This is a genomic window from Arthrobacter mangrovi, from assembly GCF_026011795.1.
In the GTDB taxonomy this organism is placed as follows: Bacteria; Actinomycetota; Actinomycetes; order Actinomycetales; family Micrococcaceae; genus Crystallibacter; species Crystallibacter mangrovi.
In genome coordinates this window covers 117,227-130,218 of sequence record NZ_BRVS01000007.1, presented here as the reverse complement: position 1 = coordinate 130,218, position 12,992 = coordinate 117,227, and the positions used below count along the sequence as shown (strand labels likewise).

The 12,992-nt window shown below is 67.2% G+C and carries 12 protein-coding genes; 9 read left to right on the top strand and 3 right to left on the bottom strand.

Annotated elements, in window-relative coordinates; translation table 11 throughout:
- The first annotated feature begins 104 nt into the window (after positions 1 to 104).
- Both lepA and hemW read left to right on the top strand, forming a co-directional pair.
- Complete coding sequence (gene lepA, locus AHIS1636_RS09085; protein WP_264795511.1) at positions 105 to 1,958, top strand: translation elongation factor 4; 1,854 nt, start codon at positions 105 to 107, stop codon at positions 1,956 to 1,958.
- A 35-nt stretch (positions 1,959 to 1,993) separates the two neighbouring features.
- Positions 1,994 to 3,223: a radical SAM family heme chaperone HemW gene (gene hemW, locus AHIS1636_RS09080; protein WP_264795510.1), complete on the top strand. Its 1,230-nt coding sequence runs from the start codon at positions 1,994 to 1,996 to the stop codon at positions 3,221 to 3,223.
- Positions 3,224 to 3,271: 48 nt separating this feature from the next.
- Here the strand turns inward: hemW and AHIS1636_RS09075 are convergent, their stop codons facing one another.
- Positions 3,272 to 3,694 carry a DUF4870 domain-containing protein gene (locus AHIS1636_RS09075; RefSeq protein ID WP_264795509.1) on the bottom strand — a complete coding sequence of 141 codons (423 nt, stop codon included), beginning with the start codon at positions 3,692 to 3,694 and terminating at the stop codon, positions 3,272 to 3,274.
- 111 nt (positions 3,695 to 3,805) lie between these two features.
- On the bottom strand, positions 3,806 to 4,648 hold the full coding sequence (locus AHIS1636_RS09070; RefSeq protein WP_264795508.1) for a DUF3097 domain-containing protein: 843 nt from the start codon (positions 4,646 to 4,648) through the stop codon (positions 3,806 to 3,808).
- Between the two features lie 203 nt (positions 4,649 to 4,851).
- On the opposite strand from AHIS1636_RS09070, the gene hrcA reads away from it, so the two are divergent.
- The 3 genes from hrcA (at position 4,852) to AHIS1636_RS09055 (ending at position 7,829) form a co-directional block, all read left to right on the top strand.
- Complete coding sequence (hrcA, locus tag AHIS1636_RS09065) at positions 4,852 to 5,865, top strand: heat-inducible transcriptional repressor HrcA (RefSeq protein ID WP_264795506.1); 1,014 nt, start codon at positions 4,852 to 4,854, stop codon at positions 5,863 to 5,865.
- A gap of 68 nt (positions 5,866 to 5,933) precedes the next feature.
- Positions 5,934 to 7,064 carry a molecular chaperone DnaJ gene (gene dnaJ / locus AHIS1636_RS09060; RefSeq protein ID WP_264795505.1) on the top strand — a complete coding sequence of 377 codons (1,131 nt, stop codon included), beginning with the start codon at positions 5,934 to 5,936 and terminating at the stop codon, positions 7,062 to 7,064.
- A 3-nt stretch (positions 7,065 to 7,067) separates the two neighbouring features.
- Positions 7,068 to 7,829, top strand: a complete 762-nt coding sequence (locus AHIS1636_RS09055) for a 16S rRNA (uracil(1498)-N(3))-methyltransferase (protein WP_264795504.1) — start codon at positions 7,068 to 7,070, stop codon at positions 7,827 to 7,829.
- A 37-nt stretch (positions 7,830 to 7,866) separates the two neighbouring features.
- Here the strand turns inward: AHIS1636_RS09055 and AHIS1636_RS09050 are convergent, their stop codons facing one another.
- Entirely contained in the window at positions 7,867 to 8,667 is an 801-nt protein-coding gene (locus AHIS1636_RS09050; RefSeq protein WP_264795503.1) for a GerMN domain-containing protein, read from the bottom strand.
- A 487-nt stretch (positions 8,668 to 9,154) separates the two neighbouring features.
- Here AHIS1636_RS09050 and AHIS1636_RS09045 point away from each other — a divergent pair, with 487 nt between their 5' ends.
- Genes AHIS1636_RS09045 through era form a run of 4 tightly spaced genes read left to right on the top strand, consistent with a single transcriptional unit; the run spans position 9,155 to position 12,957 of the window.
- Complete coding sequence (locus AHIS1636_RS09045; protein ID WP_264795502.1) at positions 9,155 to 10,195, top strand: PhoH family protein; 1,041 nt, start codon at positions 9,155 to 9,157, stop codon at positions 10,193 to 10,195.
- On the top strand, positions 10,192 to 10,665 hold the full coding sequence (gene ybeY / locus AHIS1636_RS09040; protein WP_264795501.1) for an rRNA maturation RNase YbeY: 474 nt from the start codon (positions 10,192 to 10,194) through the stop codon (positions 10,663 to 10,665). The genes AHIS1636_RS09045 and ybeY overlap by 4 nt, the downstream gene beginning before the upstream one ends.
- 8 nt (positions 10,666 to 10,673) lie before the next feature.
- Positions 10,674 to 12,002: a hemolysin family protein gene (locus tag AHIS1636_RS09035; protein WP_373875811.1), complete on the top strand. Its 1,329-nt coding sequence runs from the start codon at positions 10,674 to 10,676 to the stop codon at positions 12,000 to 12,002.
- Between the two features lie 7 nt (positions 12,003 to 12,009).
- Positions 12,010 to 12,957, top strand: a complete 948-nt coding sequence (gene era / locus AHIS1636_RS09030; protein ID WP_264795588.1) for a GTPase Era — start codon at positions 12,010 to 12,012, stop codon at positions 12,955 to 12,957.
- The last annotated feature ends 35 nt before the right edge of the window (positions 12,958 to 12,992 follow it).

The window sequence follows — 12,992 nt, the reverse complement described above, 5'->3', positions numbered from 1 at the left end:
CCGGCGCGGAGCCATGCACATCGTGGCGATTCTCGTGGGAGACTATTAACTTGGCATCTGTTGCAGCCAACCCCCGCACCCCGCTTGACAGTTAGGAACCCGCTGTGTCCCCCAAGGCCCGCACCGCACCGGTGCCCGCCGCCACAGATCCGGCGCTCATCAGGAACTTCTGCATCATCGCGCACATCGACCACGGAAAGTCGACGCTGGCCGACCGCATGCTGCAGCTGACCGGGATCGTCCAGCAGCGTGACATGCGGGCCCAGTACCTCGACCGGATGGACATCGAGCGGGAACGCGGAATCACGATCAAGTCCCAGGCCGTCCGCATGCCGTGGGCTTTGGACGATGTCGACTACGCGTTGAACATGATCGACACCCCCGGCCACGTCGACTTCACGTACGAAGTATCGCGATCCCTGGCAGCTTGCGAAGGCGCAATCCTGCTCGTGGACGCAGCCCAGGGCATCGAGGCCCAGACGCTGGCCAACCTGTACCTGGCCATGGAAAACGACCTGACGATCATTCCGGTCCTGAACAAGATCGACCTCCCGGCGGCGCAGCCGGAGAAGTACGCCGTGGAGCTGGCCACCCTGATCGGCGGGGACCCCAAGGACGTCCTGAAGGTTTCCGGCAAGACCGGCGAAGGCGTCGAGGCGCTGCTCGATAAAATCGTCCAGGATCTGCCGGCACCCGTCGGCGACGCGGATGCCCCGGCACGCGCCATGATTTTCGACTCCGTGTACGACTCCTACCGCGGTGTCGTGACCTACGTGCGGGTCGTGGACGGGAAGCTCAATCCGCGCGAGCGGATCCAGATGATGTCGACCAAGGCCAGCCACGAGCTGCTGGAGATCGGTGTCAGTTCCCCCGAGCCGACGCCCACGAAGGGCCTCGGAGTGGGCGAAGTCGGCTACCTGATCACCGGCGTGAAGGACGTTCGGCAGTCGAAGGTCGGCGACACGGTGACCAACCTGGCCAAGCCCGCCGCGGAGTCCCTCGGCGGCTACGCGGACCCCAAGCCGATGGTCTTCTCGGGGCTGTACCCGATCGACGGCAGCGACTACCCGGTGCTGCGCGACGCCCTGGACAAGCTCAAGCTCAACGATGCCGCGCTGATCTACGAACCGGAGACCTCGGCGGCGCTCGGCTTCGGCTTCCGCGTCGGCTTCCTGGGCCTGCTGCATCTGGAGATCGTCCGGGAACGGCTGGAACGCGAATTCAACCTTGACCTGATTTCGACTGCCCCGAACGTGGTGTACGAGGTCACGCTCGAGGACAAGAAGGTCATCACGGTCACCAACCCGAGCGAATATCCGGACGGCAAGGTTTCCGAAGTCCGCGAGCCCATGGTGTCCGCGACCATCCTCGCGCCGAACGAATTCGTCGGCGCCATCATGGAACTCTGCCAGTCGCGCCGCGGCGACATGAAGGGGATGGACTACCTCTCCGAGGACCGGGTGGAGCTGCGCTACCGCCTGCCGCTGGCAGAGATCGTCTTCGACTTCTTCGACATGCTCAAGTCAAAGACCCGGGGCTACGCGTCGCTGGACTGGAAGGCGGACGGGGACCAGGTCTCGGACCTGGTCAAGGTGGACATCCTGCTGCAGGGCGAACAGGTGGACGCGTTCAGCGCGATCACGCACCGGGACAAGGCCTACGGCTACGGCGTCATGATGACCTCGAAGCTGCGCGAACTGATTCCCCGCCAGCAGTTCGAGGTCCCCATCCAGGCGGCGATCGGCTCCCGGATCATCGCACGCGAAAACATCCGCGCCATCCGCAAGGACGTGCTCGCCAAGTGCTACGGCGGCGACATCAGCCGTAAGCGCAAGCTGCTGGAAAAGCAGAAGGAAGGCAAGAAGCGCATGAAGATGGTCGGGCGGGTCGAAGTGCCCCAGGAGGCCTTCATCGCGGCGCTCTCCTCGGACGATTCGAAAGACAAGGCCAAGAAGTAGCCGCATGAGCATTACGACGACGGCGGTCCGCCGCCGTGCCTAGTACCCTTCCGCTGGGCGATCCTGCGCCGGCAGACGGCTTGCTGCCGGCGCAGGCTGCCGAGGGAGCGGCAGGACGCGACTTCTGCCTCTATGTCCATATTCCCTTCTGCGCCGTGCGCTGCGGCTACTGCGACTTCAATACCTACACTGCCAAGGAACTGGGCGGCGGGGCGTCGCAGGACGAGTACGCCGGCACGGCCAGCGCCGAGCTGGACTTTGCCGCCCGCGCGATGTCGGCCTCGGGCCTACCGGAACGGAAGCTATCGACAGTCTTCTTCGGCGGGGGCACGCCGACCCTCCTGCCGGCGGCGGATCTGGCGCAGATACTGCGCCGGGCCGACCGGCTATGGGGCCTCGAGGCCGGAGCCGAAGTCACCACGGAAGCCAATCCCGATTCGGTGACCCCTGAATCGCTGGCACTGCTGGCGGAGGCGGGTTTCACCCGGGTGTCCTTTGGCATGCAGTCGGCCGTCCCGCATGTGCTCAAGGTGCTGGACCGCACCCACGACCCCGAGCGCGTGCCGCTGGCCGTGCAGTGGGCACGGGAGGCCGGGTTGAAGGTAAGCCTCGACCTGATCTACGGCACGCCGGGGGAGTCCATGGCGGACTGGGAGGCGAGCTTGCAGGCGGCCATCGCCTGCGATCCCGACCACATCTCCGCTTACTCGCTCATCGTCGAGGACGGCACGAAGCTCGCCGCCAGGATCCGGCGGGGGGAAATGCCCGGGATCGACGACGACGACCACGCCGCCAAGTACCTGCGGGCCGAGGAACTGCTCGGCGCCGCCGGTTACTCCTGGTACGAAGTCAGTAACTGGGCGCGTTCGGAGGCTGACCGCTGCCGCCACAATCTGGCGTACTGGCGCGGGGCGGACTGGTGGGGCGCCGGCCCCGGGGCGCATTCGCATATGGGCGGCGTCCGGTGGTGGAACGTCAAGCACCCCGCGGCCTATGCGCAGCGGCTTGCGACCTCGGTGTCTCCGGCTGCCGGACGGGAGACCCTCGACGCTGAGACCCGCCGCATGGAGCACATCATGCTGCAAACCCGGATCATTGACGGACTGGGTACCGCGGAACTCGATGCCGATGGGCGCCAGGCCATTGCCGGGCTGATCGCCGAGGGGCTTCTGGACGGTGCCGCCGCTATCGCCGGAACGGTAAGGCTGACGCTGGAGGGAAGGCTGCTGGCGGACGCCGTCGTACGCCGGCTGCTCGGCTACTAGGACGGGCGGCCCGATGGGCCCAATGAAGGGAGAGCCGGAGGGCCGCGCCTAGCGGATGAAGCGCAGGTTCAGCGGGTACTGGTAGGGCCGCCCGCGGTTGACCTCAATGCCTGCCTTGACGGAGAAGACCGTGAGGAAGACCCAGATCGCGGCCGCCACAACGGCGAAGAAGCCGCTCACTGCCGGGATCAGGATCAGCAGGTTGGCGATGATCGCCACGATGGTCGGCGGCAGCGTGAAGTTCAGCGCCTCCTTCGATTCCTGCGCGGTAAACGGCCCGCGGTCCTTGAAGATCAGGTAGATCACCAGCGAGGGGACGCAGCCCAGGATGCCGCCGAAATGCGCCATAGTGGCCCACTGCCGATCCTCGGACGGCGTCAGCGGCAGGGCCGACGAGGCGGCGCTTTGGTACTGCGTCCGGCGCGCCGGAGGACGCCCCGAAGGATCGTTGCGCGCGGTGTTGTCTGACACAGGACCTGCCTCGTAATAAGTGGTGTTGCTCGTTTTCACTACCTATGAGGGTAAGTTGAGCGCGCAGTGGCCGCAAATGGCGGATTGGCTGCCGCGGGGTCCCGCCGGCCCTCAGGCGGTGAGGAAATCGATGACTTCCTCGACCCGGCCCAGCAGCGACGGTTCCAGGTCGGCGTACGTGCGGACGCTGCCCAGCAGCCGCTTCCAGCCGTCAGCGATGTCCGCCTGCGTGCTGTGCGGCCACCCGAGCCCGGTCAGGATTCCGGTCTTCCAATCGGTGCCGCGCGGCACCGTCGGCCACTTGTCCAGGCCGATGACCGAAGGCTTGATGGCCTGCCACACGTCGACATAGGGGTGGCCGACGATCAGTACGTTTCCGCGGGCGGCCGGCACGGCCATCGCGGCCTCGGCGATCCGCCATTCCTTGGTGTTGGGAAGCAGGTGGTCCACGAGGATGCCCAGCTTCCGGTCCGGCCCGGGACCGAAATTTTCGACGGCGGCGGCCAGGTCGTCGACGCCGTGCAGGGGTTCGACGACGATGCCTTCGACCCGCAGGTCGTGCCCCCAGACCTTCTCGACCAGTTCCGCATCGTGCTTGCCTTCGACCCAGATCCGGCTGGCCTTGGCGACCTGGGCGCGGAGCCCCTCCACCCGTACGGAACCGGAGGCTGTCCGCTGCGGACCGGCGGGGCTCGCCTTCGGCGCCGCGGCGACGACCTTCACCGGCTCACCCTCGAGCAGGAAGCCGAAACCGAGGGGGAAGGACTTGGTCTTGCCGCGTCGGTCCTCGAGCGAGACAAGATGGATGCCACCGGACTTTTCCACGCGGACGACGGCGCCGACCCAGCCGGATTGGACGTCCTCCAGGACCAGCCCCGGTTCGGCGGGAACCTCGCGCAGCTGCCGGGCCTTGGGGGCGGCGAGATCCTGCGGGCCCCAACCGTAACTGCTCATAGCGACTTCCTTTGTTCGTGCCGTAGTGAGTGAAGACGGGAGCGGCAGCGCCAAGGCCACAGCCGGGCCGCCGGCGAACCGCGGGACGGCCTCGGGCCGCCCGACAATGCTAACAACGGCCGTAACGTATTAGACTTAGCACTTAGGCGTGTTGAGTGCTAATGCTGTGCGCCCGCCGGCCAAGCAGAATCAGGAGGTGTACCGTGAGCGAAGTCCGACGGCTGGAAGTGCTTCGTGCGATCGTTGAAGACTACGTTCATTCGCGCGAACCTGTCGGTTCGAAGGCCCTCGTGGAGAGGCACCACCTCGGTGTTTCATCGGCCACGATCCGCAACGACATGGCGGCGCTGGAGGAAGAGGGGCTCATTGTGGCCCCGCATACCAGCGCCGGCCGCATTCCGACGGACAAGGGCTACCGCCTGTTCGTGGACCGCATCTCGGACGTCAAACCGCTCTCGCCGGCCGAACGCCGGGCGATCCAGACCCTCCTCGAGGGCGCGGACGACCTGGACGACGTGATGGACCGGACGGTGCGGCTGCTCTCGCAGCTGACGCACCAGGTCGCGGTCATCCAGTACCCGCAGCTCGGCCGTGCCAGGCTGCGGCATATCGAGTTCGTCCTGCTGGCACCGGCCCGGGCGCTGGTCGTGGTGATTGCGGACAACGGCAAGGTGGAGCAGCAGGTCATCGGCCTCCCTGCGGAGGTGACGGACCAGCAGCTGTCCGACCTGCGGACCGCCTTCCTGTCCGGACTTTCCGGCCACCCGCTGGAAGCCCTGCGCGGACTGGTGGACGGAACTGTGCAGCAGGTCCGCCCCGAGTCGGCCGCCGTGGCACGGGAGCTCGGTGCGGCGCTGGTTAGACTCGCGGAGGCCACCCACGAGGAGCGGATCCTGCTGGCCGGTACCGCCAACCTCGCCCGTTCCACCATGGATTTCCCGTTGACCATCGGGCCCATCCTCGAGGCACTTGAAGAGCAGGTGGTCATGCTCCGCCTGCTCTCGGAGATGCAGCAGGACGCGCGAGGTGTCTCCGTGCGGATCGGCAGCGAGAACCCGTACGGTTCGCTGGCCGAGACCTCCGTGATTGCCACGGGCTATGGGCCGGATGCCTCCGCGAAGGTCGGCATCCTTGGTCCTACCAGGATGGACTACCCGACGACGATGGCGGCAGTACGTGCGGTCGCACGCTACCTTTCGAGGATCCTCGCTGGCTAAGCGCCGGCAGCAAGCAGCAGTTGGACAGTCACTGTCCGCCAACCGATTCCAGGAAAGAAGTTAACCAGGTGAGCAACCACTACGACGTTCTCGGTGTCAGCCAGGATGCCACGGCTGAGGAAATCAAGAAGGCCTACCGCAAGCTGGCACGGAAGCTGCATCCGGATGTCAACGACGGACCCCAGGCGGCCGAAGAGTTCAAGCGCGTCAGCCACGCCTACGAAGTGCTCTCCGATCCGCAGAAACGCCGGGTGTACGACACGACCGGCAATGAGAACGGCACGGACAGCGGCTTCGGCGGCGGCTACTCCGGCGCCGGCTTCGCCTTCCAGGACATCTTCGAGACGTTCTTCGGCGGCCCCGGAGGAGGCGCCGGGCCGGCCTCGCGCCGCCAGCGCGGGCAGGACGCCCTGATCAACGTCAAGATCGACCTCAAGGATGCCGTTTTCGGCGTCAACAAGAAGATCGAGGTGGACACCGCCGTCGTCTGCCCGACCTGCGACGGCAGCTGCTGCCGCCCCGGCACCAGTCCGCGCACCTGCGACATCTGCGGCGGCTCCGGCCAGGTCCAGCGCGCCGTGCGCTCCATCCTGGGGCAGGTCATGACTGCCGCGCCCTGCGGCAGCTGCCAGGGGTACGGCACCGTCATCCCCGACCCCTGCAACGAGTGCAACGGGGAGGGCCGCATCCGCAGCCGCCGTTCGCTGACCATCAAGATTCCGGCCGGAGTCGGCACCGGCACCCGCATCCAGCTGGCCGGCCAGGGGGAGACCGGTCCCGGCGGCGGACCGCAGGGCGACCTCTACGTGGAGATCCGCGTCGCCCAGGACAAGAACTTCCTGCGCGAAGGCGATGACCTGCACGTCACGATGACCGTGCCCATGACCGCGGCGGCCCTTGGCACCGAGCTCGAGCTGGATACCTTCGACGGCCCCCAGCAGCTGGACATCAAGCCCGGCACGCAGGCCGGCGAGGTCATCAACCTGCGCGGCCTCGGCGTCACGCACCTGCGCGGCTACGGCCGCGGCGACCTCAAGGTCCACATCCACGTCGAGACGCCGACCAAGCTGGATTCCGAGCAGGAGAACCTGCTGCGGCAGCTCTCCCAGGCCCGCGGCGAGCAGTACACCGAGGGAAAGCTCGCCGGCAGCGGCACCGGTGTCTTCGCCCGGCTCCGCGACAAGCTCGGACACCTGTGATCCATGACCAACCCGGTCTTTTTCGCTGAGCCATCAGAGTTCGACGGCGTTGCCCCCGGCGCGCTGTTCGTCCTCACCGGCGCGGAGGCGCGGCATGCGGTCGCGGTCAAACGCCTGGCCGCGGGCGAAGCGGTGGACATCGTGGACGGGACCGGAAAGCGCCTCTCCGGCACGGTTACCGCCGTGGCGCCCCAGGAACTGACCGTCCGGGCCGAGTCCCTCGCCGTCGATCCCGCGCCTCCCTACCGCCTGACGCTGGTCCAGGCGCTGGCGAAGGGCGACCGGGACGAGATGGCGATCGAGGCCGCCACGGAGCTCGGTGTCGACAGCGTCGTGCCTTGGCAGTCCGAGCGCAGCATCGTCCGCTGGCGGGACGCGAAGGCGGCCAGGGGGCAGGCGAAGTGGGAGGCGACGGTCAAGGCCGCGGCGAAGCAGTCGCGCCGCGCGGTCATCCCTGAGGTCGGCCCGCTCGTGGGCCTGAAGGACCTGTGCCGGCTGATTGCCTCCAGCCGCCTGGCGCTGATCCTCCACGAAAACGCAGAGCAATCGCTGGCCGACGCCGTGGCAGAGGCCGGACTGCCGGGGGACGGGGACGGCAGCGTCCTCATGATTGTGGGGCCGGAGGGCGGAATGAGCCCGCAGGAGGTGGAGCAGATGCTGGCAGCCGGCGCGGTCGCCGTCCGGCTGGGGCCGCATGTGCTGCGCTCGTCCACTGCGGGACCCGCGGCCGTCACGCTGCTGAGCGTCCTGCTGCGGCGCTGGTAGAGCCGCGCCGGCCTGCCTGCTACCGCTCGATGGGCGGCTACTTGACGGTGAAGACCTTGCTGTCCGGATCCACTTCGGCCGCGGCAGACCCGTCCTGGGCGGCATCGAACACGCTGAGCCGGTACGTCCCGGCGGGGAGGTCGAGGCCGAAGCGGAACTCGCCGGACTCGCCGTCGGGGGCGTTGATCGCGACCGTGCCGGACTTGACCTTGCTGCCGCTGCCGGTGTCTTCGGCATCCTCGAGCCGGGATACCTGCCACGACAGCTCGGCGTCGATGGCCACAGCGCGGCCGTAGACTTCCAGCCGGCCGTCCAAGGCGGCGTCCTGCTGGGGGTCGATGACCCAGATCGGCGCCGTCAGTTCCGGATTGCGGGTCATCAAGGCGCCGAGCTCCACGTAGCCGAAGGCCTTGTACCCGCGGTGGCCGTCCACCAGGATTTCCACTTCCAGGGGATTGCCGGGGGTGCTGAGGCCGGCGTTGGCGGCGGCGGCGGTGGCCGTGTAAACCAGCTGCTGGATGGCCCGCTCGGCGATGCCTTCGTCCACGTTGGCCTCGAAAGCATCCGAGGAGATGTCCAGCGTGATGACCGAGCCCTTAGTGATCGACGTGCCGACCTTCGAGGCGGGCCGCCAGGGATTGAAGTAGTCGGAATCGAGCGGCTGCAGCGACAGGGCGGCGTTGACCGCCGTCGTTATGGGATCCCCGAGGTCCTCGGCCGAACGGAACTCGCGGTAGAGGAAAACACTGTCCGCGTTCTCGCCGAGCCAGTACACGGGCGAAAGCGACGTGCTCTCCGGTGTTTCCAGCGGGGCGCTGGTGACCAGCGGGCTGCTCATGATGGTGGGGCCCCCCGTGCTGGGCGGCATCGACGTCCGCGGCTCGCTGCCGGGACCCGCCGGGGAACAGCCGATCAGCACGACGCTGCCTAGCGTCAGGACGGCCAGCCAGGCGCGGAACTTGCGCGCCGGGGCCGGGTGCCGGGTCTGGTCGGGGGAAATAGCTGCGTTCCTTTATCTTGCGGCTTCGTTCGTCGTCCAAGTCCACAAGGGACCTGCGGAACCGGCCGGTGCCGATGTCCGAGAGACTAGCTTGGCACATCCGCGGTCCGTGCCGGGGATGTTTCGCGCCCTCTCAACCGGACTGATGCAGGATCGAAACAGGATCGATACCGAACGGCCGGTGTGCAGGCCATGGGTCGACGGCGGCTGCGTGCCGTAGCATTGATGTATTGATCGCGCGTCCGTCCGGGCGGGCGGAACCGAGCAGTCGGCCAGCAGCCGAACACTACTGAAGGGGCGATGGAAGGCCGGGTCAGGCCGCACTATGTCGGAAACACAATTGGATGTTGATCCGCTGGGATCCGGTAGTCTCTCTGTGCACTTCGAATCGCCCGAGCATATGGTCAGGGCGCTGGGTGCCCAGGACGAGGTGCTGCGGCTGATCGAGTCCGAATTTACCGACGTGGACCTGCACGTGCGCGGCAATGAACTGTCGATCACGGGCCCGCCCCAGGCCGTGGAGCGCACCGGGCGGCTGCTGGCAGAGATCCGGACTCTGGCCGCCAACGACACGCGGGTGACGCCCCAGGTCGTAGAGCAGCTGCTGCGCATGCTGAGCGAACAGTCGGTGGCGCGGCCTTCCGAGGTCCTCACGCTGAACATCCTGTCCTCGCGCGGGCGGACCATCCGGCCCAAGACGCTGAACCAGAAGACCTATGTCGAGGCCATCGACAACAACACGATCGTATTCGGGATCGGTCCCGCAGGCACCGGCAAGACCTACCTGGCCATGGCCAAGGCAGTCCAGGCCCTGCAGCACAAGGAGGTCAACCGGATCATCCTGACCCGCCCCGCGGTCGAGGCGGGGGAGCGGCTTGGCTTCCTGCCGGGGACGCTCAGCGACAAGATCGACCCGTACCTGCGGCCGCTCTACGACGCTCTGCACGACATGATGGACCCAGACTCCATCCCGCGCCTGATGGCCGCGGGCACCATTGAGGTGGCGCCGCTGGCCTACATGCGCGGCCGGACGCTCAATGACGCGTTCATCATCCTCGACGAGGCCCAGAACACGACCCCGGAGCAGATGAAGATGTTCCTGACGCGGCTGGGGTTCGGCTCGAAGATGGTGGTCACCGGCGACGTGACCCAGATCGACCTGCCGGGCGGCTCCAGTTCCGGACTCAAAGTGGTCAGCGAGATCCTGCAGGGCGTCGAGGACGTGAGCTTCTCCATTCTGGATGCCTCCGACGTGGTGCGGCACCGCCTGGTCAGCGACATCGTGAATGCCTACAGCCGCTGGGACGACAACCGGCGGCAGCGAGTACCTGCCAGGAACAGGCCCCAGAGGGAAGGACAGCATTGAGCATCGAGGTCAATAACGAGTCAGCCATGGCCGCGGACGAGGCCGAGCTGGCGCGGCTGGGCCGGTTCGTGCTCGACAGCATGTATGTCCATCCCGAAGCCGAGCTCTCCATCATCCTGGTGGACAAGGAGGCCATGGAGCGGCTCCACATCGAGTGGATGGACGAACCAGGACCTACCGACGTCCTGTCCTTCCCGATGGACGAGCTGCGCCCGGGTACGCCTTCCCAGAAGACTCCGGCCGGTGTGCTCGGAGACGTGGTGCTCTGCCCCCAGGTCGCGGAGGAGCAGGCCCGGAAGGCCGGGCACAGCATCGGCGAGGAGCTGCTCCTGCTCACGACGCACGGGATGCTGCATCTGCTCGGTTACGACCACGCCGAGCCCGAAGAGGAGAAGGAAATGTTCGGGCTGCAGCGGCGCCTGCTGGCCGACTTCCTCGGCAAGGAAGCGCCCACGGAGACCACCCTTTGATCATTTGGATGCTGACCGGCCTCGCGCTGGTCTTTATTCTGCTGGCCGCCGTCCTTACCGCCGCGGAATCGGCCTTCACCTACCTGCCCCGGCAGGAGGCGGAACAGCTGCTCGCCAGCGGGCGGGGACGCCGGCTGGCCACCATCCTGCAGGAGCCGGTGGCGCACATGCACGCGCTGCGCTTCTGGCGGATCTGGTTCGAGACCGCCGGCGCGGTCGCCGTCGCACTCCTGTTCTACGACCTGCTGCGCAACGTCTGGCTGGCCGGACTGCTGGCGACCGCCGCCATGGCGGCAGTCGGATTTGTCCTCGTCGGCGTTTCGCCCCGGCAATTCGGCCGGATGCACGCCACGGGCGTGGTCCTGGCGACCGCCCCCGCAGTCAGGCTGCTGTGCGCGATCCTGGGCCCGATCCCGGGCTGGCTTGTCCGGCTGGGCAGCGCCGTCGCCCCCAATGCGCCGCGGGCGGACGCCGCCTTCTTTTCCGAGGAGGAATTCCGCGACTTCGTCGACCGGGCCACCGAGGCGGACATGATCGAAGACGCGGAGGCCGAACTCATCCAGTCCGTGTTCGACCTCGGCGACACGAAGGTGCGGGCCGTGATGGTCCCGCGCACGGACATCGTCACCATCGATTCCGGCTCGTCGCTGAAGCAGGCGATGTCGCTCTTCCTGCGCTCGGGCTACTCCCGGATCCCGGTCATCGGGGAGAACACGGACCAGATCAAGGGCATTCTCTACCTGAAGGACGTCGCCGCCCGCCTGCACATCAGGCCCGAGGCGGCGGCCCGGACCTCGGTGGACGAAGCATGCCGCGACGTCCGCTATGTACCCGAGTCGAAGGCCGTCGGCGAACTGCTCAAGGAACTGCAGCGCGAGTCGACCCACGTGGCGATCGTCATTGACGAATACGGCGGCACCGCGGGCCTGGTGACACTGGAGGACCTCATCGAGGAGATCGTCGGCGAGATCGTGGACGAGTACGACTCCGAACGGCCGGAGATCGAAGTCCTCGAGGAAGGCCGCTTCCGGATCAGTGCGAGGACTTCGATCGACGACGTCGGGGAGCTTTTCGGCATGGACCTCGACGACGAGGAAGTGGATACCGTCGGCGGCCTGCTGGCCAAGTCCCTCGGCCGGGTGCCGATCGTCGGCAGCGAGGTGACGATCGACGGGCTGCACATCCATGCCGAGCGGCTGGAAGGCCGGCGGAACCGGGTGTCGCACGTGCTGGCATGGCGGGACCCCGCTGCGACCGAGGCCGCCGCCGGCGGCCATGAACCAAGACACACCCCCGCCAGAGCAGAACCGGAGCCCGAAAATGACAGCACACGATGACAAAGCCATGGCCATGGCCACCAGCGGATGGCCCGAGGACTACCGTGCCGGTTTCGTCTCCCTGGTGGGGCGGCCCAACGCCGGGAAGTCGACCCTGACCAATGCGCTGGTCGGCCAGAAGGTGGCCATTACCTCGGCGAAGCCGCAGACCACCAGGCACACGATCCGCGGGATAGTCCACCGCGCCGATGCCCAGCTCGTGCTCGTGGATACTCCGGGGCTGCACCGGCCCCGGACCCTGCTGGGCCAGCGGCTGAACGACCTGGTGGCGGACACCCTGTCCGAAGTCGATGCCATCGGTTTCTGCCTCCCGGCCAATGAGAAGATCGGCCCCGGAGACCGCTTCATTGCCAACCAGCTGGCGGCGCTGTCGCGCAAACCGGTCGTAGCACTGGTCACGAAGACGGACCTGGTGGACCGCAGCGCGCTGGCCGAACAGCTGCTGGCCGTTGCCGCGCTGGGCACGGAAGTTTTCGGCCCCGACGGATTTGCCGACGTCGTTCCCGTGTCCGCCGCGGATGGCTACCAAGTGGACACGGTCGCCGACGTGCTGGTGGCCAGGATGCCGCTGTCGCCGCCCCTCTACCCGGACGGGGAGCTGACGGACGAGCCGGAAGCGGTCATGGTGGCGGAGCTGATCCGGGAAGCCGCGCTGGAGGGCGTCCGCGACGAATTGCCGCATTCGCTGGCCGTGGTGGTGGAGGAGATCGTGCCGCGCGAGGGCCGCAGCGAGGACAATCCGCTGCTCGACGTGCGGGTCAACCTCTTTGTCGAGCGGTCCAGCCAGAAGGCCATCATCATCGGCAAGGGCGGTGCGCGGCTGCGCGACGTCGGCACCAAGGCCCGGCGCGGCATCGAAGCCCTGCTGGGCACCCGCGTGTATCTCGACCTGCATGTGAAAATCGCGAAGGACTGGCAGCGGGATCCAAAGCAGCTGGTCAGGCTCGGATTCTGATCCGGCAGAGGAGACGGGAACTTTCGGCGTTACGT